Source organism: Streptomyces sp. NPDC127097, assembly GCF_042724075.1.
Taxonomy (GTDB): Bacteria; Actinomycetota; Actinomycetes; order Streptomycetales; family Streptomycetaceae; genus Streptomyces.
In genome coordinates, this window is the sequence record NZ_JBHXFI010000047.1 from 1 (window position 1) to 23,674 (window position 23,674).

The following is a 23,674-nucleotide window of genomic DNA, read 5'->3' on the forward strand; positions in this document are numbered from 1 at the left end:
CCGGAATGTTTCCGGTGGACGGGGTATCAACATATCTGGCGTTGACTTTTGGCACGCTGTTGAGTTCTCAAGGAACGGACGCTTCCTTTGTGCCTTATCGGTTCTGATTTGACTCAGTACCGGGCTCTCCGGGCGCTTCCCTTCGGTGTTTCACACTCTATCAGGTCCTTTTCCCGCTTTCGAACCGCTGCTTTTCTGCACGCATGCAGAAAGCGCAATTCTTGAGTCGCGATCAAGACGCTAGGAGTGCTGCCCACCTCAACCGGACGCAGTTCATTGCGTCCTGGCTGTCCGGGGCAGGTGTCAGACAGTACAGCTCTGGTGTGGGCGAGGCAAATCGATTCAGCGGGACTCGCGGACGGCAACCGGCGTCTCTCATGCGGAACCGTCAGTTCTTATGACTTACGCTTCTGAACGGTGCGCCGTCCAGGACAGGTAGTGACGGCGGCCTGATGAATCTCCACCCCTGGGAGGCTTCCCATGACCACCGTGACGTCCCCTCTTGCCGGACGCGCCATCGGACTCGCGGCTGTGCCCGACCCGGTGTTCTCCGGAGCGATGGTGGGTCCCGGTACCGCCATCGATCCGGTGCGTGAGCCGTCCGCCGCTGTTTCGCCCGTGGACGGTGTCCTCGTATCGCTGCACCCGCACGCGTTCGTCGTCGTCGACTCCGAGGGGCACGGTGTGCTCACCCATCTCGGTATCGACACCGTGCAGCTCAATGGTGAGGGCTTCGAGCTGCTCGTGAACAAGGGCGACACCGTGACCCGCGGCCAGGAGGTCGTGCGCTGGAACCCGGCCGCTGTGGAGCAGGCCGGGAAGTCGCCGGTGTGCCCGGTCGTCGCGCTGGAGGCCACTGCGGACTCGCTCGGCGAGGTGCGTGAGGACGGCGACGTCAAGGCGGGCGACCAGCTCTTCTCCTGGCAGTAGCCGGGGCTCGGTCCCACGGCAGGTACGACATCCATCGCGGCGGTCACGGCCGTCGCATCAACCGGAGACGGGTGCAATGGAGACAACGCTGCGAGGCGTCGGCGTCAGCCACGGTGTGGCGATCGGCGAGGTGCGGCACATGGGTACGGCGGTTCTCGAGCCGCCGGCCAAGCAGATTCCGGCGGACGAGGCGGAGCGCGAACAGGGGCGTGCCCGTCAGGCCGTGGAGGCTGTCGCTGCTGATCTGATGGCGCGGGGAAACCTGGCGGGTGGTGAGGCGCAGGCCGTGCTGGAGGCACAGGCCATGATGGCGCAGGACCCCGAGCTGATGGCGGACGTCGAGCGGCGGATCGCCGTGGGCAGCACGGCCGAGCGCGGTGTGTATGACGCGTTCGCCGCCTACCGGGCGCTGCTGGCGGGTGCCGGTGAGTACCTCGCGGGCCGGGTGGCCGACCTCGATGACGTGCGGAACCGGATCGTCGCGCGGCTGCTGGGCGTGCCGATGCCGGGTGTGCCGGACAGTGACGAGCCGTATGTGCTGATCGCGCGGGATCTGGCGCCGGCCGACACCGCGCTGCTCGACCCGACGCTGGTGCTCGGGTTCGTGACCGAGGAGGGCGGACCGACCAGCCACAGCGCGATTCTCGCGCGGGCGCTGGGGGTGCCGGCCATCGTGGCGCTGCCCGGTGCGGGTGAGCTTGTCGAGGGCACGGTCATCGCCGTCGACGGCAGCACGGGCGAGGTCTTCGTCGAGCCGGATGCCGAGAAGCGGGCGGCGCTGGAGCAGGCCGCGGCGGAGCGGAAGGCGGCGCTGGCGGCGTCGTCCGGTCCGGGTGCCACCTCCGACGGGCACAAGGTGCCGCTGCTGGCGAATGTCGGCGGGCCCGGTGATGTGGCCGCGGCGGTCGAGGCCGGGGCCGAGGGTGTCGGGCTGTTCCGTACCGAGTTCCTCTTCCTGGACGACAGCAAGAATGCGCCGTCCGAGGAGAAGCAGGTCGATGCGTACCGCAAGGTGCTGGAAGCCTTCCCCGAGGGGCGGGTCGTGGTGCGGGTCCTCGACGCCGGTGCCGACAAGCCGCTGGACTTCCTGACGCCGGCCGATGAGCCGAACCCTGCGCTGGGTGTGCGGGGTCTGCGGACGCTGCTCGACCACCCCGACGTGCTGCGTACCCAGCTGACGGCGCTGGCGAAGGCGGCCGAGGGGCTGCCGGTCTACCTCGAGGTCATGGCGCCGATGGTGGCGGACCGGATCGACGCCAAGGCGTTCGCGGATGCCTGCCGGGAGGCCGGGCTCCGGGCGAAGTTCGGGGCGATGGTGGAGATTCCGTCCGCGGCGCTGCGGGCGCGGTCGATTCTGCAAGAGGTCGAGTTCCTTTCGCTGGGGACCAATGACCTGGCGCAGTACACCTTTGCCGCCGACCGTCAGGTCGGGGCCGTGTCGCGGCTTCAGGACCCCTGGCAGCCGGCGCTGCTGGACCTCGTGGCGGCGTCCGCCGAGGCCGCGAAGGCCGAGGGCAAGAGCTGCGGGGTGTGTGGTGAGGCGGCCTCCGATCCGCTGTTGGCGTGTGTGCTGACGGGGCTCGGGGTCACCAGCCTTTCGATGGGTGCGGCGTCGATTCCGTATGTGCGCTCGACGCTGTCGAAGCACACGCTGGCGCAGTGTGAGCGGGCGGCGGCCGCGGCGCGGGCCGCGGACACCGCCGACGATGCGCGGGCCGCCGCGCAGGCGGTGCTCTCCGGGGAGTGACCTCGCGCGGCGCGGTGCGTCGCTCAGGAGTGCTGATGGCCGTCCCGCCCTTTGTGGCGGGGCGGCCATGCTGCTGTGTACGGGCGGTCAGCCGTGGTGATGGGGGTCGGGTGGGGGTGTGAGGGGAAGGCCGGGGGCGTAGTCGACACCGTGCTCGGGTGGGATCGGCTCGCCGGTGTCGGCGTCGGTGCAGTAGGCGGTGAAGACCTCGGCGGCGCTGAGGGCGCGGGGCCAGGAGTCGCGGAAGGACCAGCCGCGGACCGTGTCCTTGGCGGGGTCGCCGGTGGTGTCGTGACAGCCGGGGCCGGTGGTGGTGCGGGAGACGATGCCGCCGGGGGTACGCAGGGCGAAGCCGGCGGCGAGGACCGTGCAGAAGACGAGGGTGTCCGATTCGGCGAGCCGGCGGCGGGCTCCCTCCTGGGCGGTGGCATGCAGCACGGCCAGCAGGGACGGGTCTCCGGCGGCGACGGAGCAGACGAGGTGGTGGGTGCCGCTGCCGAGGGCTTCGAGGAGCTGTTGGAGGGCCTGGGTGGCGCGGGCGAACGCGGCGTGGGCGAGGTCTTCGCCGCACTCCGGGCAGTCGCCGGCGCGGGCCAGGACGGCGGAGGCGTGGTCCCAGGTCGCCTGGCGGTCGGCTTCTTCGACGAGCAGCGGGAGCAACCGGTTCAGGGGTTCGCCCTGGTAGGTCAATGTCGCGCCGGTGCGGGCGACTTCGGCGGTGTAGCGGCTGCGGCTGTCGGAGCGGTCGGGGTCGAGGGCGAGGTCGGCGCAGTATTTCTCGTAGGCGACCGGGTCGAAGAGGCTGAGGGTCGTGAGCACGCCCTGGGAGGCGAGGGTGCGCAGCAGGTTCTCCATCTGCTGGAGGTAGCTGCGGTGGTCGTCGAACGGGAAGGTGCGGTAGCGGCTCATGGCGCGGAAGTCCTGCTCGTCGGCCAGGACGGCGGCGGCGCTGGGGACTTCGCGGCGGAGCTTGCGGCGGGCGGACTGGTCGGTGTACTTGGCTGTGGATGTCATGACTCCCCCTGGTGAGATGCGTCCGGCGCTGAGCGTGGGCCGGCCGGACACCACTTGTCACCGAGAGTAATCGAGGGGTCTGACAATGCGGTCGGGCGCCGGACCGGAGGCCGCGCGGGCCTTCGGCGGTCCGGCGCCGGGCGGGCCTACTGCGTGCGGTCGGTGGCGCGGTCGCGGGCCACGTTCTCGTAGAACCGGAGCAGTTCGAGGTTGTCGACGGAGCCGGGGTTGACGGCCTTGTCGAGGGGGGTGCCCTGGAGGAGGCGCTTGACCGGGACCTCGATGCGCTTGCCGGTGAGGGTGTGCGGGACGCCGGGGGCTTCGATGATGTCGTCGGGGACGTGCCGCGGGGAGAGCTGTTCGCGGATGGTGCGCTTGATGCGGTCGCGGAGGGCGTCGTCGAGGGTGGCGCCGGGGGCGAGGTGGACGAAGAGCGGCATCCAGTAGCCGCCGTCGGGGAGTTCCAGGCCGATGACGAGGGACTCGCGGATCTCGGGGAGCCGTTCGACCGCTTCGTAGATGTCGGCGGAGCCCATCCGGACGCCCTGGCGGTTGAGGGTGGAGTCGGAGCGGCCGTGGATGACGACGCTGCCGCGGGGGGTGACGGTGATCCAGTCGCCGTGCCGCCAGACTCCGGGGTACATGTCGAAGTAGCTGTCGTGGTAGCGGGTGCCGTCGGGGTCGTTCCAGAAGCGGGTGGGCATGGACGGCATGGGGTTGGTGACGACGAGTTCGCCGACCTCGTCGATGACCGGTTTGCCCTGCGGGTCCCATGCCTGGAGGTCGGTGCCGAGGCAGGCGGCCTGGAGTTCGCCGATGTGGACGGGGAGGGTGGGGACGGCGCCGGCGAAGCAGCTACAGACGTCGGTGCCGCCGCTGACGGAGGCGGTCCACAGGTCGGTGCCGCCCTCCGCGAAGCAGTCGTGCAGCCAGCGGAAACCGTCCGGCGGGAGCGGGGAGCCGGTCGTCGCGACGCAGGTGATGGCGGAGAGGTCGAGGTCGCGGGCCGGGTGGATGCCTGCCTTGCGACAGGCCATGACGTAGGCGGCCGAGGTACCGAAGACGGTGGCGCGGGTGGTTTCGGCGACCCGCCACTGGGCCGAGATGTCGGGGTGGCCGGGGCTGCCGTCGTAGAGCACGATCGTGGAGCCCACCAGCAGGCCGGCGACGAGGAAGTTCCACATCATCCAGCCGGTGGAGGTGTACCAGAAGAACCGGTCGTCGGGGCCGAGGTCGCAGTGCAGACCGGTCTGCTTGAGGTGTTCCAGCAGGATGCCGCCCTGGGACTGGACGATGGCCTTGGGCAGGCCGGTGGTGCCGGAGGAGTACAGGACCCACAGCGGGTGGTCGAAGGGGACCTGTTCGAAGACCGGTTCGGTGTCGTTCGAGGTCAGGTCCGACCAGTTCACGGCGCCTTCGGGGGCGGGGGTGCCGAGCAGCGGGATGTGGACGACGGCGCGCAGGGTGGGGAGTTCGTTGCGGAGTTCGGCGACGGTGTCGCGGCGGTCGTGTTCCTTGCCGCCGTAGTGGTAGCCGTCGACGGTGAACAGCACGACCGGCTCGATCTGCTGGAAGCGGTCCAGCACGCTGCGGGCGCCGAAGTCGGGGGCGCAGGAGGTCCATACGGCGCCGACCGCGGCGCTGGCGAGGAGCGCGACGACGGCCTGCGGGATGTTGGGGACGTAAGCGCTGACGCGGTCGCCGGGGCGGACGCCGAGGCGGCGGAGTTCGGCGGCCAGCGAGCCGACCTGGGCGCGCAGCTCCGTCCAGGTGACGGAGGTCGGCTCATGGGTCTCGTCGACGTACAGCAGCGCGGGCGCGTCGGCGCGGGCCGGGTCCTCGGCGGCGCGCAGGGCGTGCTCGGCGTAGTTGAGGGTGGCGCCGGGGAACCAGCGGGCGCCGGGCATCGTGCGGTCGGCGAGGACGGTCTCGTACGGGGTGGCGAAGCGGATGTCGAACCACTCCGCGGTGGCCTGCCAGAAGGCGGGGAGCTCGCGGACGGACCAGTGGTGCAGGTCGGCGTAGCTCCGTGCGGGGTCGCCGGGGGTGGGGGCGGGTGCGCCGTGGTGCGCGGCCGCCCAGGTGTGGAAGCGGGTGACCTGTGCGCCGGCGATGCGGTCCGGGCCTGGTTGCCAGAGCGGTTCCGGCTGGTGGGCGGACTGCGGTGCGGTGGTCATCATGCGGCTCCCGGGCGATACGCGTGGTGGGCGTCGGCCGCGCGCAGCGGTGGGGGTCCCCCGGCCCAGTGGGTGGGCGTGTGCGCGTGACACGGCTTGCCTGGACGATGCCATGTGATCGACTTGTGCACCAGGGTGGATTCCCCACATTCGGGGGGTGGCGGATGTGGTGCCGCCGTGTGAGCGCGAGGCGGGCGCCGGGCTCCCGGCAGGATTCGGCCATTGAGGAGCCTGCCCTGGGGCGGACGCCGGGAGCCCGGTCCTCCAGGGGACGGCGGGACTTTGCGGACACGTCTTGGGCCTGAGGGTGGCCGAGCGTGACCCCGCGCAGGTGAACGGCAGTTGAACGGTGCCCCTGCACCCGCCCGTCAATGGCAGGCTGACCGGCATGGACGGGCGGGATCTGGTGCGGTCGGTACGGATGATCAGGGCGGTCGGACCGGCGCAGGGGCTGCGGTCCGTGCGCTCGGCGTGGCGGGCGCGGAGAGCGGATGCACGGGCGCTGCCGGGGCACGGCGCGGAGCGGGCGCGGGTCCCGGGGGCGGCGCTGAGGGCGGAGCCGCAACCGGGCGGCGGGATGATCCATTTCGCACGGTCGTCGCTGCGGGTGCGGGTGGCCGCGGGCGGTGCGGTGTTCTGCGGCTGGGACGGTGCCGAGCCGGAACCGTCGTACGCGCTGGCCGGGGCGTGTCCCGAAGTGGATACCCGGGCGCTGCTGGAGCCCGATACGGAGGGCGGCTGGCGGGTGGTCTCCGAGCGGGTGCTGGTGGTGGTGTCCCGGCACGGCGCGGTGGAGGTGCGGACGCCCGGCGGGGCGGTGCTGCGGCGGGAGTTGCCGCCGCGCTGGTGGGACCGGACGGATGGCGAGGGGGCGGAGGAGCGCGCCGGGCGGCCAGAGGGGGGTGGCGGTTCGCGCTGGGTGCAGCGCTCGGAGGTGGCGGCCGATGCCCGGTTCTTCGGGCTGGGCGGCCGGGCGCACGGGCCGCGGCTGCGGGACGGGGCGTACCGGCTGTGGAACACCGATCCGGGCGGCACGTTCGGGCCGGGCGACGATCCGCTGTCGCTGACGATGCCGGTGCAGCTGGTGGTGGCGGATGCCGGTACGCATCTGGTCTTTCACGACAATTCGTGGGACGGCCGGGTCACGCTGCGCGAGGGCGCGGAGGGCGCGGGCTCGGGGCACGACCGGCCGGGCACCTGTGAACTACGGATGGACGGCGGGCCGCTGCGCTACTGGGTGCTGGCCGGCTCCCCGGCCCGGGTGCTTCAGGTCTGGACGGCGCTGACCGGTGCGCCCGCGCTGCCGCCACAGTGGGCGCTGGGGTATCAGCACGCCCGTTGGGGCTTCGGCGGGGAGACGGAGGTGCGCCGGGTGGTGGCCGGCTACCAGGAGCGGGAACTTCCGCTGTCCGCCGTCCATTTGGACATCGACCATTACGACCGGCACCGGGTGTTCACGGTCGACCGGCAGCGCTATCCGGACCTTCCGGGGCTGGCACGGGAGTTGCGCACGGACGGGGTGCGGCTGGTGTCGATCGTGGATCCGGCGGTGAAAGCCGAGCCGGGGGACGCGGTGTACGAGGGCGGGGCGGCGGCGGACGCCTTCGTACGGGACGCGCGGGGGCGCGAGGTGCGCGGGGTGGTGTGGCCGGGTGAGTCGGTGTACCCCGACTTCACCGATGCGCGGGTGCGCAAGTGGTGGGGTGCGCTGTACGCGGAGCGGCTGGCACAGGGCTTCGCGGGGTTCTGGCACGACATGAACGAGCCGGTCTCCTTCGCCGCGTTCGGGGAACGCACCCTGCCGCGCTCGGCACGGCACGCGCTGGAGGGGCGGGGCGGCGACCACCGGGAGGCGCACAACATCTACGGCCTGGCGATGGCCCGGGCCGGCTTCGAGGGGCTGTGTGAACTGCGGCCGGCCGAGCGGCCATTCCTCTTCTCGCGTTCGGGCTGGGCCGGGATGCAGCGCTACGGCGGCAGCTGGTCGGGCGATGTGGCGACCGGCTGGCCGGGGCTGCGGGCGTCGCTGTCGCTGGTGTTGGGGCTGGGGCTGTGCGGGGTCCCGTACAGCGGTCCCGATATCGGGGGGTACTCCGGGGTGCCGTGCCCCGAGCTGTATCTGCGGTGGTTCCAGCTGGGCGCCTATCTGCCGCTGTTCCGTACGCATTCGGCAGTCGGGGCCGGGCGGCGGGAGCCCTGGGAATACGGGAGCGAGGTACTCGACCATGCCCGTACGGCGCTGCGTGAGCGGCAGCGGCTGCTGCCGTACTTCGGGACGCTGGGGCAGTTGGCGCGGCTGACCGGGGCGCCGTATGTCCGGCCGCTGTGGTGGAGCGCGCCACGGGACCGGGCACTACGGGACTGCGAGGACGCCTTTCTGCTGGGGGATGCGCTGCTGGTGGCGCCGGCGCTGGCGGCGGGGGTGACCCGGCGGCCGGTGCGGCTGCCGCGCGGCCGGTGGTACGACACCGCCACCGGGCAGGCATACGACGGTCCCGGGCAGGTGTGGGTGGAGGCGCCGCTGTCGCGGATCCCGGTGCTGGCGCGGGCCGGTGCGGTGCTGCCGGTGGCGGGGGCGGACGGCGGGACCGAGCTGGAGGTGTGGGCGCCGGTCGCCGGGCGCGGGGGCAGCGGGCTGGTGGTGCCGGACGCCGGGGACGGCTGGCAGCGGCCGACGGTGGAGCGCTTCACCTCGCGGCGCTCGGGCGGCCGGGTGGTCGTGGAGCGGCGGGACGGGGGCGCGGTGGGGTATCCGCTGCGGGTGCGGGGGCTGGAGGACGGGTAACGGCCGGGGGTGCGCAGGGGCTTCCCCTCCGGCTGCCGCGGCTGGTAGACGGAGGGCCATGCCGAGACTTGCTGCCGCACTGCGCGGCGTGGCCATCGCTGCCGCCGCCTTGTTGACCGTCGCCGTGGTGCCGTCGCCCGTCGCGGGGGCCGGGGGAGCCCGCCGACCGGTGTCGTCGTCCGGGATGCCGAAGGAGTTCGTCGCACTGCGCGAGGTGGATCCCACGATCATCCAGGAGATGCGCTACCCGACCCCGCACAACTTCATGGGGGTGCCGGTGGACGGCTACCGCAGGCCGGTGTGCCTGCTGACGCGGGACGCCGCACGGGCCCTGCACCGGGCCCAGCGCTCCTTCCTCCGGCGCGGACTGTCACTCAAGGTGTACGACTGCTACCGGCCGCAACGCGCCGTGGACCACTTCGTGCGGTGGGCCAAGGACCTCGGCGACCAGCGGATGAAGGGCGAGTTCTATCCGCGCGAGGACAAGACGAAGCTGTTCGACGACGGCTATATCGCGGCCAAGTCCGGTCACAGCAGGGGCAGTACGCTCGATGTGACGCTGGTGCGGCTGCCGGCCCTGCCGACCCGCCCGTATGTGCCGGGCGAGCCGCTGATGTCCTGTTACGGGCCGCAGGCGGCACGGTTCCCGGACAACTCGCTCGACATGGGGACCGGCTTCGACTGCTTCGACACGCTCGCGCACACCCTCGACCCGCGCATCCACGGGCGGCCGCGAGCGAACCGGCTGCTGCTCAAGCACGGGCTGGAGCGGGCCGGCTTCGTGAATCTCCCGGAGGAGTGGTGGCACTTCACCTTCACCCCGGAGACCTTTCCGGACACCTACTTCGATTTTCCCGTGCGGTGACTGGGCGGGGGCCTTACCAGGGGGCCCGATAGCCGGGACCGGTCGGCAGGACTGGCCGGCGGGACCGGCCGGGGCCTGACCGGCGGGACCGGCCGGGCGGGCCTGTGGTGCACGGCCCGTGGTGCACGGGCAGCGCCCACGGGTGTCGTCCCTGGTGTGGCCCGGGGCACGGAATCACCCCCGTGGAGCCCGTGCCCCGAACCCTGCTGTGAGGGACGCGGGCCGGCCGCGTCCGGTTCACGCGGGCCGGCGAAGTCGTCCGTTCGGCTGATTCCCCGGTGTTTCGCCGGTGCCCTCAGAGGCGGCCGCCGGCCGGGTCCGACGAGAGCCGCTGGGCCGCCTGGACGGGGAGCACGGACAGCGCGATGAGCAGCGCGGCCACCACGTTGACGACCGGGGCCTGGTGCGGGCGGGCCAGGTTCTCGTAGATCCAGATCGGGAGGGTCCGGGTGCCCGCGCCCGCCGTGAAGGTGGTCACCACGACCTCGTCGAAGGAGAGCGCGAAGGCCAGCAGGGCCCCGGCGAACAGCGCGGGCCGCAGCGCCGGGAAGGTGACGTGACGCAGGGTCTGCCAGGGACGGGCGCCCAGGTCGGCGGATGCCTGTGCCAGTGACGGGCCGATCCGGCGGAGGCGCGCGGCGACGTTGTTGAAGACGATCACGACGCAGAAGGTCGCATGGCCGACGACGACCGTGAACAGGCCGAAGCCGATGCCCAGCGGCGTCAGGACGGTGCGGAACGCGGCGTTGAGGGCGATGCCGGTGACGATGCCGGGCAGCGCGAGGGGCAGCACGATCAGGAACGAGACGGTCTGCCGGCCGAAGAAGCGGTGACGGTGCACGGCGAAGGCGGCGAGCGAGCCGAGGACCAGGGCCAGGGCGGTGGCCCACAGGCCCGCCTGGAGCGAGGTCCACAGCGCGTCGCGGGCGCCCGCGCTGTGCACGGCGCGCCGCCACCACTCCCCGGTCAGCGCGCCGGGCGGCCAGGCGAACGAGGGGTCGGCGTTGAGGGAGTTGAGCAGGACCAGGAGCAGCGGGAGGTAGATCAGAGCCAGGCCGGCGGCCGTGATGCAGCCGAGGACGATGCAGGCGGTGCGGGTGAGATGCATCCGGCTGCCTCCTGCGGGACTGGTCAGAGCGAGTCGAGTGCGCCGGCCCGGCGGACCGCGGCGAGGTAACAGACGACGAGGACGACGGGGACCGCGGAGAGCGCCGCGGCGAGCGGCAGATCGAGGGTGACCTGGGAGGCGATGACATTTCCCAGCAGTTGGGTGCGGCCGCCGACGATCTGCACGGTGAGGTAGTCGCCGAGGCTGAGCGAGAAGGTGAAGACCGAACCGGCCAAGAGCGCCGGGCGGACGGCGGGGGCGACCACGGAGCGCAGCGTGCGCAGGCTGCCCGCACCGAGGTCGGCGGACGCCTCCAAGTGGTGGGCGGGCAGCCGCTCCAGGGCGGCGTGGAGCGGGAGGATCATGTACGGCAGCCAGAGGTAGGCCAGCACGATCACCACGGCGGTCGTGCCGTAACCGGGTCCGTGCAGGCCCAGCGGGGCGAGTGCCGCATTGACGATGCCGTGCTCGCCGAGCATCACCCGCCAGGCGTACGCCTTGACCAGGTAGCCGGCCCACAGCGGGGTGAGCACCGCCACCAGCAGGGCACGACGCAGCCGGCCGGTCGCCACCCACGCCATGAAGAAGGCCATGGGCAGCGCGAGCAGGGCGTCGAGGAGCGTGACGGCGACGGCGATGCCGAGCGTGCGCAGGGCGACGGTGCGGTACACGGGGTCGGTGAGGATCTCCCGGAAGTTGTCGGCGGTGAAGGAGTGCACGACGTCCGAGGTGAAGGGGTCGGTGGTCCAGAAGGCCGAGAGGAGGAGGACGCCGAGGGAACCGAGGTAGGCGAGGATCAGCCAGAGGAGGGGCGGGGCGAGGAGTGCGGCGAGCCGGGCCCGCGCGCCCGGCTCGCGTTCGGTGACGGACACCGGCTGCCCCGGCTCAGCCCTTGATCTCCGTCCAGGCACGCGTCCATTGCGCGTAGTCGGTGCACTTGACGTTCTTGCGGCCGTCGAGGCACTGCGGGACGGGGGTGGTCCAGAAGTGGACACGGCGGTAGTAGGGCTCGTCGTCGGCGTGGTAGACGGCGCAGTGGTGGGGGTCGGCGGTCTCCCGGCATGCCTTGGCGTTGGCGGGTGCCTCGCCGAAGTACTCGGCCACCTGGGCGTTCACCTTCGGTGAGACGATCCAGTTGAGCCACTTGTAGGCGCAGTTGGGGTGGGCGGCCTTGGCGGAGACCATCCAGGTGTCGGACCAGCCGGTCGCCCCCTCCTTGGGGAGGACGGCCTTGACGGGGGCCTTCTGCGCGGTGGCGGTGTTGGCGATGACCTGCCAGGTGGTGCCGATGACGCTGTCGCCGCCCTTGAAGGCCGTGACCTCCTTCTGGTAGTCGCTCCAGTATTCGCCGATGTACTGCCGCTGCTTCTTCAGCAGGGCCACGGCGGCGTCGAGTTGGGCGCGGTCCAGGGCGTAGGGGTCCTTGATGCCGAGTGCGGGGCGGGTCTTCATGAGGTAGAGGGCGGCGTCGGCGATGTAGATCGGGGAGTCGTAGGCGGTGACCTTGCCCGAGTACTTCGGGGCGCCGCCGAAGACGGCCTTCCAGGAGTCGGGGGCCGGGGAGACCTTGTCGGTGCGGTACATCAGCAGATTGGCGCCGCGGCCGTGCGGAATGCCGTACATCTTCCCGTTCTTCGAGTTGAACGGGCGCATCTTGAGGCCGCTGAAGACGTCGCGGTAGTTCGGGACCAGACGGGTGTTGACCGGCGCCACGTCCCCCGCGGCGATCAGCCGCAGGGTGGCGTCGCCGGATGCGGACACGGTGTCGTACTGCCCCGTCTTCATCAGCGAGACCATCTCGTCGGAGGTCCCGGCGATCTTCGTGTTGACCTTGCAGCCGGTCTGCTTCTCGAACGGGTGCACCCAGTCGGCCCGGGGATCGTTGGAGCCGTCCTCGGCGTATCCGGCCCAGGCGATGAGGTCGACCCGGCCCTCGCCCTTGCCGACGCTCTTCCGCTCGGCGGCTCCCCCGCCGCCCGTTCCCCCGCCACCGGAGCCGCAGGCCACGGCCAGCAGCAGTACCCCGGCCGCCACAGCGGCCTTCCACGGATTCGCGTTGCGCATGGTGAACTCCCGCTGTCGCACACGGCTGTCGAGCACAGCCAGTATCCGGAAGCTGACCATCTGCCACCAGAGCGCCTCGCCGACGGCCCGCCGGTACGGTGCCGGGCGACGGTTCAGCCGGGCACCGCCGACGCGTCGTCGACGCGCCACAGCAGGTGCACGGCGGCGCCCGGACGGACCGACGGCGGCAGCGGCGCGGAGTTCAGCCGCAGTGCGGTGAGCCGGTCGTCGCCGCCGTCGAGGCGGACCACGCAGCGGAGGTGGGCGCCGGTGTGCACGATCTCGGCGATCCTGCCGGGCACGCTCCGCTCCCCCGGCCCCGGGGTGCCGTCCGGGTCGTCGGGAGCCGCGATCCGGATCCGTTCGGGGCGGATGCTGTAGGTGCCCGGGGCGCCGACGACGCGGACCGCGGCCGGGCCGCTCAGCAGGTTGGTGGTGCCGACGAATCCCGCGACGAACGCGGTGGCCGGGCGCTCGTAGATCTCCAGCGGTGGGCCGGTCTGCGCGATCCGGCCGCGGTCGAGGACGGCAAGGCGGTCGCTGAGGGTCAGCGCCTCCTCCTGGTCATGGGTGACGAGCAGGAAGGTGACGCCGGTGGCGCGCTGGATGCGTGCCAGTTCGCGCTGCATCTCCTGGCGCAGCTGGAGATCGAGCGCGCCGAGGGGCTCGTCGAGCAGCAGCAGTCCCGGGCCGTCGATCAGTGCGCGGGCCAGGGCGACGCGCTGGCGCTGGCCGCCGGAGAGCTCGGCCGGGCGGCGCGGGCCGTGGTCGTCGAGCCGTACGGTGCGCAGGGCCTCGCGGGCGCGGGCGAGGCGTTCGGACTTGCGCACCCCGGCGACGGTCAGCGCGTAGGCGACGTTCTGTTCGACGGTCATGTGCGGGAAGAGCGCATAGTCCTGGAAGACGGTGTGCACGTCGCGCCGGGCGGCCGGGAGTGCGGTGACCTCGCGGCCGGCGAGTTCGATACGGCCCGAGGTGGGCCGCTCGAAGCCGGCGATCAGCCGCAGCAGGGTGGTCTTGCCGGAGCCGGAGGGGCCCAGGAGGGAGAAGAACTCCCCCTGATGGATGGTGAGTTCGACGTGGTCGACGGCGCACACCGGGCCGAACTCCTTGCGGACGGCGGCGAGCCGTACGGCGGGTGCGGTGGCCGTGCGGACGGGCCGGGCGTCGGTGCGGGCGTCGGTATGGGCGTCGGTATGGGCGTCAGGGCGGGCGGCTTCAGCCACGGGCGCTCCCCTCATGTACGACGTGACCGCCCGGACTGTACCGGGGTTCCGCGCCGGGCCATGCCGTGCCACACTCCTGACGTTCCGTCAGTTCTTGGGTTCCGGGAGGGCCGGCGGCCGGTCCGCTGCCGTCCTGCTCGCCGTTGCCGGCCCGCAGCTCCCGGTCTGCGCTTGGGGAGGGTTCGTGACACGTACGCGGAAGCCGGCGGTGCCAGGGTGGTTCGATCAGGACGCGGCGGACTTCCGGCTGCTGGGTACGCGGTGCCGGGCCTGCGGCGCGGTGTTCTTCCCCCGCGAGGACACCTTCTGCCGCAATCCCGCGTGCGGCGGCGGCGAGCTGGTGGAGGTGCCGCTGTCCCGGCGCGGCACGGTGTGGTCGTACACCGATGCCCGCTATCGGCCGCCCGCCCCCTACGTCTCCGACCCGGACGCCGTATGGGAGCCGTACCTCCTGGTCGCGGTGGAACTGGCGGAGGAGCGGATGGTGGTCCTGGGGCAGGCCGCGCCCGGCGTCCGCGCCGCGGATCTCACCGTGGGCACGGAGGTCGAGCTGGTGCCGGGGGTGCTGTACGAGGACGAGGCACACACGTGGACGACCTGGCAGTGGAGGCTGGCGGGGGGCGAGGGTGGGGGCGGGGGCGGGGATGGGGCGGTATCCGCGTCGCGAGGGCCGGGTACGCCCGGGGCGGTGCCCGCTGCGCCGGAAGCGGTAACCGCGTCTCTACACCCGCCCACCCCCCGAAGGGGGGTGGGCGGCGGGGAAAAAACTAACGCCGTGGGTGGGCGGCGGGTACCTAGGCGGCCCCAAACGCCCCCCGCCCCAGGACCGGCGAGCGGAAGCAGTGCGAGTGGCGATGTGGCCGTGCTCGGTGCCGGGATGCATCCCTGGGGCAAGTGGGGGCGCAGCTTCGTCGAGTACGGGACGAAGGCGGCCCGGGAAGCCCTCGCGGACGCCGGGCTCGACTGGCCCGCCGTGCAGAGTGTCGTCGGGGCGGACACGGTGCGCGGCGGCTACCCCGGGTATGTGGCCGGGGCGACCTTCGCCAAGGCGCTGGGCTGGCAGGGCGCCCGGGTGACCAGCGTCTATGCGGCCTGCGCGTCGGGCGCCCAGGCCATCAACACCGCACGGGCACAGATCCTTTCGGGGATGGCGGACGTGGCCCTGGTGGTGGGCGCCGACGCCGCGCCCAAGGGGTTCTTCACCCCGGCGGGCGGCGAACGGCCCGACGACCCGGACTGGCTGCGGTTCCGGATGCTGGGGGCCACCAACCCGGCGTACTTCGGGCTGTACGCGCACCGCCGGATGGCGCGGTACGGCGACACGGCCGACGATTTCGCGCGGGTGAAGGTGAAGAACGCGGCGGCGGGCGCGGCCAATCCGTACGCCCGCTACCGCAAGCCGGTCACCGTGGAGGAGGTCGCGGCGTCCGCCGTCGTCGCCGATCCGCTGCGGCTGCTGGACATCTGCGCCACCTCCGACGGTGCCGCCGCACTGGTCCTCACCAGCATGGACTTCGCCCGCCGGCACGGCGCCACGGACCCGGTCCGGATCCGCGCGGTCTCCACCGCCACCCCGCACTATCCGCGGACCGTATTGGATCTGCCGGACATCGCCACCGACTCCGCGGCCGCCGTACCGGAGCCGGAGACCGGCTTCCGGGCGTCGATCGCGCACACCGCCTACGAGGAGGCCGGGATCGGCCCCGAGGACCTCTCGCTGGCCGAGGTCTACGACCTGTCCACCGCCCTGGAGTTGGAGTGGTACGAGGATCTGGGGCTGTGCGGCGCCGGTGAGGGCGCGAAGCTGCTGCGGGACGGTGCGACGGCGCTGGGCGGGCGACTGCCGGTCAACACCAGCGGCGGTCTGGCCTCCTTCGGCGAGGCGGTGCCGGCCCAGGCCATCGCCCAGGTCTGCGAGCTGACCTGGCAGTTGCGGGGGCAGGCGGGCGCGCGTCAGGTGCCGGGTGCCCGGGTGGGGGTGACCGCCAATCAGGGGCTGTTCGGACACGGGTCGGCGGTGGTCGCGGTGCGGTGAGTGCGATCGGGCGGTGCATACGGCCACGCGGCGAGCACGACCGCACTCACCGCACGGCCCGCACCACCAGGCGATAACCACTCCCGACCCCAGGCACCACCCTCAGCCCCTCAACATCCTCCCGCGCACGCGACCTTGACGCCCCCTCACCACCGGTGAACACTTCCGGATGCCAGTCGGCATCGCCGTACTCAGGCACCCCGGCCGGGTGGCAGCGGCTGTCCGCTGCCCGCCGGTGGCACGCACCCTGCACGGAGGACCGGGGGGACGTCCCCGGGCGAGGGACAAGGAGCCGCCATGTATTCCAATGGGGACATAGTCGTCGGTGAAGTGATCGGCACCGCGATACTCATTCTCTTCGGCGCCGGCGTCTGCGCCGCCGTCACCCTGCACCATTCCAAGGCGAAGAACGCCGGCTGGGTCGTGATCGCCTTCGGCTGGGGCATGGCCGTACTGGCCGGCGCCTACACCGCGGCGCCGCTGTCCGGCGGGCATCTCAACCCCGCGGTGACGGTGGGCTCGGCGGTCGCGGGCGGTACCGAGTGGTCGAAGGTGCCGCTGTACGTCCTGGCGCAGATGGTCGGGGCGGTGATCGGCGCCGTACTGGCCTGGGCGCTGTATTACGCGCAGTTCGCCGCCAACGCCGAGCAGGGCAAGGCCCAGCCGACGCTGGGGATCTTCTCCACCGCCCCGGAGATCCGCAAGCCGGCCGCCAACCTGGTGACCGAGATCATCGCGACCATCGGGCTGGTGCTGCCGCTGCTGTTCTTCGGCCAGAACAAGGGCATCGGCATCGGCCAGGTCCCGGGCGCGCAAGCGGGGATCTACGGCTCGGGGATCAATGTGCTGCTCGTCGCGCTGCTGGTCGTCGGCATCGGGCTGTCGCTGGGCGGGCCCACCGGCTATGCCATCAACCCCGCCCGGGACCTCGGCCCGCGTCTGGTGCACGCTCTGCTGCCGATCCCCAACAAGGGTTCCTCCGACTGGAGTTACTCCTGGATCCCGGTGGCCGGTCCGCTGATCGGCGCGGTGCTGTCCGGTCTGGTCTTCAACGCGGCGTTCTGACCCGGCCGGGGCGGCCGGGGCATGGCCACCGGGCCCGCCCCGCGACCGGCCCCGCACCCACTCACCAGACTTCAGGAGGCGTCACGGCATGACGGAGCACACCGAGAAGTACGTGGCCGCGATCGACCAGGGCACCACCTCCAGCCGCTGCATCATCTTCGACCACGGCGGGGCGATCGTCGCCGTCGACCAGCGCGAGCACCGGCAGATCTTCCCCAAGCCGGGGTGGGTGGAGCATGACGCCACCGAGATCTGGTCGAAGGTGCAGGCGGTGGTGGCGGGCGCGCTCGCGAAGGCGGGGCTGCGCGCGGACCAGCTCAGTGCGCTGGGCATCACCAACCAGCGGGAGACCACGGTCCTGTGGGACCGGGCCACCGGCCGGCCGGTGCACCATGCGATCGTCTGGCAGGACACCCGTACGTCTCAGCTGTGCGCGGAACTGGGCGGCGCGGACGGCCAGGACCGCTTCCGGGAGGCCACCGGACTGCCGCTGGCCAGCTACTTCTCCGGGCCGAAGGCGGCCTGGCTGCTGGACGAGGTGCCGGGGCTGCGGGCCCGTGCCGAGCGCGGGGAGATCGCCTTCGGCACCATCGACTCCTGGCTGATCTGGAATCTGACCGGCGGCACCGAGGGCGGGGTGCATGTCACGGATGTGACCAACGCGGGCCGCACGATGCTGATGAACCTGTCCACGCTCCAGTGGGATCCGGCGATCCTCTCGGCGATGAATGTGCCGGCCGCGATCCTGCCGGAGATCAGGTCGTCGGCGGAGGTGTACGGCAGGGCCGTGGGGCAGCTGCACGGGGTGCCGGTGGCGTCCGCGCTCGGCGACCAGCAGGCGGCCGTCTTCGGCCAGACCTGCTACGGCGTCGGCGAGGCCAAGAACACCTACGGCACCGGCTCGTTCCTGCTGCTCAACACGGGCAACCGTCCGGTCCCGTCCAAGAACGGGCTGCTGACGACCATGGGCTACCAGCTCGGCGGGGAGGCGCCGGTCTACTGCCTGGAGGGGTCCATCGCCATCACCGGCGCCCTGGTGCAGTGGTTCCGCGATCAACTCGGCCTCATCGCCTCGGCCGACGAGATCGAGGCGCTGGCGGCGAGCGTCCCGGACAACGGCGGGGCGTATGTCGTGCCGGCGTTCTCCGGTCTGTTCGCACCGTATTGGCGCTCCGACGCCCGTGGTGTCATCACGGGCCTGACCGGCTTCGTCACCAAGGCGCATCTGGCCCGCGCCGTCCTGGAGGCGACCAGCTGGCAGACCCGGGAGGTGGTGGACGCCATGTACCAGGACTCGGGTGTGCGGATCACCCAGCTGAAGGTCGACGGCGGGATGACCGCCAACCAGCTGCTGATGCAGCATCAGGCGGATGTGCTGGGGGTGCCGGTGATCCGTCCGGTGATCTCGGAGACCACCTGCCTGGGCGCGGCGTACGCGGCCGGGCTGGCGACCGGTGTCTGGCAGGACCTGGACGAGCTGCGGAGCCACTGGCAGCGGGACACGGAGTGGACGCCGCGGATGGACGGGGCGGCCCGCGACCGGGAGTTCGCCAACTGGCGCAAGGCCGTGGAGCGCAGCTTCGGCTGGCTGGCCGAGGACGGCTCGGCGGGCTCGTAGCGCGGCGGGACCAAGACGTACGGCCGGTGCCCGGACGGCGGGTACCGGCCGTACTTTCCGGCTCGTCAGGGCAGCGCGGGCTCCCGCCGGCGGGCGCCGGTCCGCATCGCATGCTCGACGACGGAGATCAGCACATCCCGTGCGGAGTCCTTGAGCCGGGCGTCGCACAGCATCACCGGCACCTGGGGGTCCAGGTCCAGGGCGTCCCGTACGGCCTGTGGCGGATAGCGGTCGGCGCCGTCGAAGCAGTTGACGGCGACGGTGAAGGGCAGTCCGCGCCGCTCGAAGTAGTCGATCGCGGCGAAGCTGTCCGCGAGCCGGCGGGTGTCGGCGAGCACCACCGCGCCGAGCGCCCCGCGCGCCAGCTCGTCCCACAGGAACCAGAAGCGGTCCTGGCCCGGGGTGCCGAAGAGATAGAGGACCAGTTCCTCGTTGACGGTGATCCGGCCGAAGTCCATCGCGACGGTGGTGGTGGTCTTGGCCTCCACCCCGTCGAGGTCGTCTATCGGCCGGCCCGCTTCGGTGAGCCGTTCCTCGGTACGCAGTGGTTTGATCTCGCTGACGGCCCCGACCAGGGTGGTCTTACCGACCCCGAAGCCGCCCGCGACCAGGATCTTGAGCGTCACCGGTTCGACGGCGGCGGACCGTCGGCGGCGATCGGAACGCCCGAAGGCCATGGGATTCTTCTCCTGAATTGCCGTGTATACGGGTGGAGCTCACGCTTGATCCCGAGCCCCGGCGCACGGGGCAGCAGGCGCAAGGGAACGGTACAACGTGCTCAGCACGGCGCCCACTTGAGATGGGTCACGCTTGGGAGACGCCGCGGGTCAGAGGTCGCCAACCTGCCCAAATGGGCGGTGGGTGCGGCGGCGGTTGGGGGCGGGGCGTGGAGCCGCGGGCGGTCAGCGCGGGGTGAGGGCCCCCGGCCGGTCCAGCAGTCCCAGGACGCTCACGAAGCTGGATTCGATGAAGGCGCAGAGTTCGTCCTGGGCGCCGGGGTCGTCGGCGGGCCAGTTGATGACCGCTTCCTCGGCGAAGGCCATCCAGGCGCGGGATGCCAGGGCGAGCCGGGGGGCGTCCGGCATGCCGAGGCGGCGTTGGCCGTCGTGTACTCGGCGGGCGAGGGTTTCGCGGGTGGCGCCGACGATGTCGGTGACGGCGGGGTGGCTGCCGGCGGCGCCCCGTACCAGGGCGAGATACACCTGACGGTGTTCCAGGACGTAGGCCACGAAGCCGGCGATGAAGGACCGCATCCAGGCGACCGGCTCCAGGGAGCCGTCCGGTTCCGTCGCGGCGGTGAAGCGGTCGCAGGCGGTGCGGACCACCGCGCGGTAGAAGTCGCGCTTGGAGTCGAAGTAGTGGAAGAGCAGTCCGCGGGAGATCCCGGCCCGGCGGGCGACCTCGTCGGTGGACAGCTCGTCCAGGGAGCGGTCGGCGAGCATCTCCAGACCGATGCCGACCAGCTGCTCCCTGCGCTGGTCGGGCGTGAGGCGGGTGGTTCGCTTGCCGGACATGCCCGCAGTTTACGGCGGCGGAGGGCCGGGACGGCCGTGGTGTCCCGGCCCGTCACGGCCTCAGACGTACTGTCCGAGGTGCTCAAGGATCGGCGGTGTGACGAGGCCGGGGGCCTCTTCGGGCAGCCAGTGGCTGGCCCCCTCCAGGGCTTCGAAGCGGTACGGGCCATCCACCCACTCCCCCGTCGACTCGGCCGCGCCACGGCCCAGGGCGACGTCCTCGCTGCCCCACAGGAAGAGGGTGGGGACGGTGATCCGGCCGGCCGGTACCGAGATCACCGACTCGGGGGCGCGGTACCAGTTCAGCGTGGCGGTGAGCGCGCCGGGCGCGGCGAGGCGGCGGACGTTGTCGTCCACCAGGGCGGCGGGCACCTTGCCGCCGTACGCGGCGCGCAGCCGGGCGGCGTCGTCGGCGAGCAGGGCGGCCTCCGCGGGGCCCTCGCCGCTGCGGAAGAAGCGGACGTAGTCGAGCATGTGGTGCTGGGTGGGGTCCTCGGCGGCGGCGCGGTTGAGTGCGTCGGGGTGCGGAGTGGCCAGCACGGTCAGGGACTTCAGCCGCTCGGGGTGGGCGCCGGCCACCGCCCAGGCGACCATGCCGCCCCAGTCGTGCGAGACCAGGTGGAAGCGGTCGGCGCCCTGCGAATCGGCGAAGGCGAGGGCGTCGGCGACGAGTTCGGGCACCGCGTAGTCGGCGATCCGGGGCGGGCGGGCGCGCGGGGAGTAGCCTCGCTGGTCGACGGCGACGGCGCGGTAGCCGGCCGCGCCCAGGGCGGGGAGCACGGCGCTCCAGGAGTCGGCGAATTCGGGCCAGCCGTGCAGCAGCAGGACGAACTCTCCGTCGGTGGGCCCGCAGGCCAGGGCGTCGTAAGTGTGCGGGCCGACCTGGATCTCCAGGTGGTCGAAGGGTGCCGGGGTCGCGTCCGGGGCCATGGCGGCGGGTCTCCTTCTGTTGACAGCTGCTCAATAGGCACCGTACCGCGCCGTTGAGCGTTGCTCAACAAACCCCTCGCTTCGTAGCCGGGGCGGGCCGGGCGCCCCTCCCCCGGGCCACGGCTCGGCCGTCAAGACCCCACCCATCGGCGGTAATCTGAACCCAGCAGCGTGTCGCCGTACCGGGGGGGCCGATCCGGAGCGGAAGTGCTGGATGGAGCAACGCCACACCACCCCGCCGCCCGACGAGCTGCTGCGCCGCCTCGGCCACCTCACCGGCCAGGTGATGGCGCGGATCAAGCTCCAGCAGGCACGGGTGGCGCTGGCCGTGGAACTCCAGCGGCACATGCTCCCGCCCGAGCTGCCGGGGCTGCCGGGCCTCCAGACCGCGGCCCGGTACGTACCGGCCCAGACGGGCCTGGACATCGGGGGCGACTGGTACGACGCCTTTGTGCTGCCGGACGGCTCGCTCGGCTTCGCCATCGGTGACGTCCAGGGCCATGACGTCGAGGCCGCCGCCTTCATGGGCATGGTCCGCACCGGGCTGCGCGCCATCGCGGGCGCCACCACCGACCCCGGCGACGTGCTGAGCCGGGCCAACGACCTGCTGGTGTCGATGAGCTCCGATCTGCTGACGACCTGCACCTTTCTGCGTTTCGACCCGGCCGCCGCGGAGCTCGCCGCCGCCCGCGCCGGACATGTACCGGCGATCTGGGGCACGGCCGAGGGCGCGCGGGTGCTCCAGGACCCGGGGGGCCTGCCGCTGGGCCTCTTTCCCGACGCGGCGTACCCGGTCACCCGCCGCCGGCTGTCCCGGACGGGAGCGTTCGTGCTGATCACCGACGGGGTGGTGGAAGGGCCGACCTACCCGATCGAGAAGGGGCTGGCGCGGGTGGCCGCCCTGGTCGGCGCGGCGTACGACGCGGACGCCGACGAGCTGGCCGGCGAGGTGATCGCGGTGGCCGATCTGACCGGGCACCGCGATGACGCCGCCGTGCTCGTCCTCCGCCACAGCGGCGGTCCCTATACCTAGCGACATACCTAGCGACGGCGCGGCGGCACGGCAACGAGTGGAGGTCCGGTGAGACACACGGAGTGGCTCGGGCGTCATGGCGCCACCGCCGCGTGGATCCTCGGTGTCGCCGCCGTCTACTACGGCAGCGCCGAGCTCGGGCTGCTCCAGGAACTGGTCCGCGGGCAGGTCACCCCGCTGTGGCCGCCGACCGGTATCGCGCTGACCGCGCTGCTGCTGCTCGGGCCGCGTATCTGGCCGGGGATCGCGCTCGGCGCCTTCCTGGTCAATGTGTCACTGGGCCCGTCGCCGGCCGTGGTGCTCGCGATCGTCGCGGGCAACACCCTCGGTCCGCTGCTCGCCTACCGGCTGCTCCGCCGAGCGGGGTTCCGCGTCGAGCTGGACCGGCTGCGGGACGCCGTCGCGCTGGTGTTCCTCGGCGCGCTGACCGGGATGCTGGTGAGCGCGACCACCGGCAGCGGCGCTCTGGTGCTCTCCGGGGCGCTGCCGGCGGGGGAATTCTGGCCGACGTGGGCGGTGTGGTGGACCGGCGACGCGATGGGCGTGCTGGTGATCACGCCGGTGCTGCTGCTCCTCGCCGCCGCCCGATGGCCGGGGTGGCACCGGATCCGTCCGCTCCGGTGGCTGGAGGCGGCGCTGCTGGCGGTCTGCACCTGCGCGGTCACCCTGCTGGCCGTGAGCAGTTCGGTGAATCTGCTCTATCTCGTCTCGCCGTGTCTGATCTGGGCCGCGTTCCGCTTCCAGCGGGCGGGCGCCGCCCCCTGTGCGCTGCTCGTCTCGACGATCGCGATCGTCGCGGCAGCCGAGGCATGGGGGCCGTTCGCCCAGCACGAGCTGCTCACGAACATGGCCACCCTCCAGGCGTTCAACGGGATCACCGCGCTGACCGCGCTGCTGCTCGCGGCGGTCGTCACCGAACGGCGCAACACGAATGAGGAGATCCGCCGGGTCTGCGCCCAGCTGACGGAGGCGATCTCCCGGCTGGATCCGGGCGCCGTCGTCGAGCAGTGGCCGCCGCCGCGGCAGCAGAAACCGGACGACGACGGCTGAGCCGCCCGGCGGATCACAGCGCGCGCAGGCCCTCGATCACCTCGCGCAGCACCTTCTCGTCGGGCAGCTCGGCGGGCGGCACCGGCCTGCTGACGTGGACCAGCTCCGCGTCCAGCAGATCCCCGACCAGGACGCGTACGACGCCGACCGGCAGATCGAGTTCGGCCGCCAGCTCGGCCACCGACAGCGGCTCCTGCCGGCACAGCGCGACGATCTCGACATGCTCGGGCGACAGCATCTGGTCGTCGACGGCCTCTTCCGTGCGGCTCTCGGCGATCACCAGCGCGATCAGATCGAGGCGCCCCTCCGCCGCCGTACGGGTGCGCCCGCGCGTCATGGCGTACGGCCGGACGACCGGACCCGCGTCGTCGTCGAACCAGCGCGCCGCCTCCCGGTCCCGCGCCGCCCGGCCGTCCTGCTCACTCATGCCGCAACCTCGCCGCGCCCGGCCCCGCACCCGCGGGGCGCGCGTCTGCGCACGAGGAACCGGCTACCCGCGCTCATGGCGTCACC

19 protein-coding genes and 1 pseudogene are annotated in these 23,674 nt (G+C 72.3%); 10 read left to right on the forward strand and 10 right to left on the reverse strand.

Annotated elements, in window-relative coordinates:
- Positions 1-480: 480 nt before the first annotated feature.
- Positions 481-930, forward strand: coding sequence for a PTS glucose transporter subunit IIA (locus tag ACFWJW_RS28350; protein ID WP_018090628.1), 450 nt, complete (start codon positions 481-483; stop codon positions 928-930).
- 76 nt (positions 931-1,006) lie between these two features.
- Positions 1,007-2,677 (forward strand): phosphoenolpyruvate--protein phosphotransferase, encoded by a 1,671-nt coding sequence (ptsP, locus tag ACFWJW_RS28355; protein WP_085928675.1) that lies wholly within the window; start codon positions 1,007-1,009, stop codon positions 2,675-2,677.
- 87 nt (positions 2,678-2,764) lie between these two features.
- Here the strand turns inward: ptsP and ACFWJW_RS28360 are convergent, their stop codons facing one another.
- Positions 2,765-3,691 carry a hypothetical protein gene (locus tag ACFWJW_RS28360; RefSeq protein WP_387246715.1) on the reverse strand — a complete coding sequence of 309 codons (927 nt, stop codon included), beginning with the start codon at positions 3,689-3,691 and terminating at the stop codon, positions 2,765-2,767.
- Between the two features lie 146 nt (positions 3,692-3,837).
- On the reverse strand, positions 3,838-5,868 hold the full coding sequence (locus tag ACFWJW_RS28365; RefSeq protein ID WP_387246717.1) for an acetoacetate--CoA ligase: 2,031 nt from the start codon (positions 5,866-5,868) through the stop codon (positions 3,838-3,840).
- Positions 5,869-6,256: 388 nt separating this feature from the next.
- Here ACFWJW_RS28365 and ACFWJW_RS28370 point away from each other — a divergent pair, with 388 nt between their 5' ends.
- Both ACFWJW_RS28370 and ACFWJW_RS28375 read left to right on the forward strand, forming a co-directional pair.
- Positions 6,257-8,653 (forward strand): TIM-barrel domain-containing protein, encoded by a 2,397-nt coding sequence (locus tag ACFWJW_RS28370; RefSeq protein WP_387246719.1) that lies wholly within the window; start codon positions 6,257-6,259, stop codon positions 8,651-8,653.
- A gap of 58 nt (positions 8,654-8,711) precedes the next feature.
- A complete protein-coding gene (locus tag ACFWJW_RS28375) occupies positions 8,712-9,518 on the forward strand; it encodes a M15 family metallopeptidase (protein ID WP_387246721.1) in 807 nt (268 codons plus the stop codon).
- Positions 9,519-9,813: 295 nt separating this feature from the next.
- Here the strand turns inward: ACFWJW_RS28375 and ACFWJW_RS28380 are convergent, their stop codons facing one another.
- The 4 genes from ACFWJW_RS28380 to ACFWJW_RS28395 form a co-directional block, all read right to left on the reverse strand.
- Complete coding sequence (locus ACFWJW_RS28380; RefSeq protein ID WP_387246723.1) at positions 9,814-10,626, reverse strand: ABC transporter permease; 813 nt, start codon at positions 10,624-10,626, stop codon at positions 9,814-9,816.
- A gap of 23 nt (positions 10,627-10,649) precedes the next feature.
- Complete coding sequence (locus ACFWJW_RS28385; RefSeq protein ID WP_387246725.1) at positions 10,650-11,498, reverse strand: ABC transporter permease; 849 nt, start codon at positions 11,496-11,498, stop codon at positions 10,650-10,652.
- Positions 11,499-11,511: 13 nt separating this feature from the next.
- A complete protein-coding gene (locus ACFWJW_RS28390) occupies positions 11,512-12,690 on the reverse strand; it encodes an ABC transporter substrate-binding protein (protein WP_387246727.1) in 1,179 nt (392 codons plus the stop codon).
- A gap of 113 nt (positions 12,691-12,803) precedes the next feature.
- On the reverse strand, positions 12,804-13,916 hold the full coding sequence (locus ACFWJW_RS28395; protein ID WP_387246729.1) for an ABC transporter ATP-binding protein: 1,113 nt from the start codon (positions 13,914-13,916) through the stop codon (positions 12,804-12,806).
- A 184-nt stretch (positions 13,917-14,100) separates the two neighbouring features.
- Here ACFWJW_RS28395 and ACFWJW_RS28400 point away from each other — a divergent pair.
- The 4 genes and pseudogenes from ACFWJW_RS28400 to glpK form a co-directional block, all read left to right on the forward strand.
- Positions 14,101-14,535, forward strand: a pseudogene (locus ACFWJW_RS28400) (Zn-ribbon domain-containing OB-fold protein); the annotation flags it as partial.
- 237 nt (positions 14,536-14,772) lie between these two features.
- Positions 14,773-15,951: a lipid-transfer protein gene (locus ACFWJW_RS28405; protein WP_387246806.1), complete on the forward strand. Its 1,179-nt coding sequence runs from the start codon at positions 14,773-14,775 to the stop codon at positions 15,949-15,951.
- Positions 15,952-16,248: 297 nt separating this feature from the next.
- Positions 16,249-17,016 carry an MIP/aquaporin family protein gene (locus ACFWJW_RS28410; RefSeq protein WP_387246730.1) on the forward strand — a complete coding sequence of 256 codons (768 nt, stop codon included), beginning with the start codon at positions 16,249-16,251 and terminating at the stop codon, positions 17,014-17,016.
- Between the two features lie 88 nt (positions 17,017-17,104).
- Positions 17,105-18,634, forward strand: a complete 1,530-nt coding sequence (gene glpK / locus ACFWJW_RS28415) for a glycerol kinase GlpK (RefSeq protein WP_387246732.1) — start codon at positions 17,105-17,107, stop codon at positions 18,632-18,634.
- A 65-nt stretch (positions 18,635-18,699) separates the two neighbouring features.
- Here the strand turns inward: glpK and ACFWJW_RS28420 are convergent, their stop codons facing one another.
- From ACFWJW_RS28420 to ACFWJW_RS28430, 3 genes are all read right to left on the reverse strand, one after another.
- Entirely contained in the window at positions 18,700-19,311 is a 612-nt protein-coding gene (locus ACFWJW_RS28420; RefSeq protein WP_387246734.1) for an ATP/GTP-binding protein, read from the reverse strand.
- 225 nt (positions 19,312-19,536) lie between these two features.
- Entirely contained in the window at positions 19,537-20,148 is a 612-nt protein-coding gene (locus tag ACFWJW_RS28425) for a TetR/AcrR family transcriptional regulator (RefSeq protein WP_387246736.1), read from the reverse strand.
- A 60-nt stretch (positions 20,149-20,208) separates the two neighbouring features.
- A complete protein-coding gene (locus ACFWJW_RS28430) occupies positions 20,209-21,078 on the reverse strand; it encodes an alpha/beta fold hydrolase (protein ID WP_387246738.1) in 870 nt (289 codons plus the stop codon).
- Positions 21,079-21,292: 214 nt separating this feature from the next.
- On the opposite strand from ACFWJW_RS28430, the gene ACFWJW_RS28435 reads away from it, so the two are divergent.
- Entirely contained in the window at positions 21,293-22,111 is an 819-nt protein-coding gene (locus tag ACFWJW_RS28435; RefSeq protein WP_387246740.1) for a PP2C family protein-serine/threonine phosphatase, read from the forward strand.
- A gap of 48 nt (positions 22,112-22,159) precedes the next feature.
- Entirely contained in the window at positions 22,160-23,161 is a 1,002-nt protein-coding gene (locus ACFWJW_RS28440) for an MASE1 domain-containing protein (RefSeq protein WP_387246742.1), read from the forward strand.
- Positions 23,162-23,174: 13 nt separating this feature from the next.
- Here ACFWJW_RS28440 and ACFWJW_RS28445 read toward each other — a convergent pair whose 3' ends face one another.
- The gene (locus ACFWJW_RS28445) at positions 23,175-23,588 is read right to left on the reverse strand and encodes a DUF742 domain-containing protein (RefSeq protein ID WP_387246745.1); all 414 of its coding nucleotides are present in this window, start codon (positions 23,586-23,588) and stop codon (positions 23,175-23,177) included.
- Positions 23,589-23,674 lie beyond the last annotated feature (86 nt).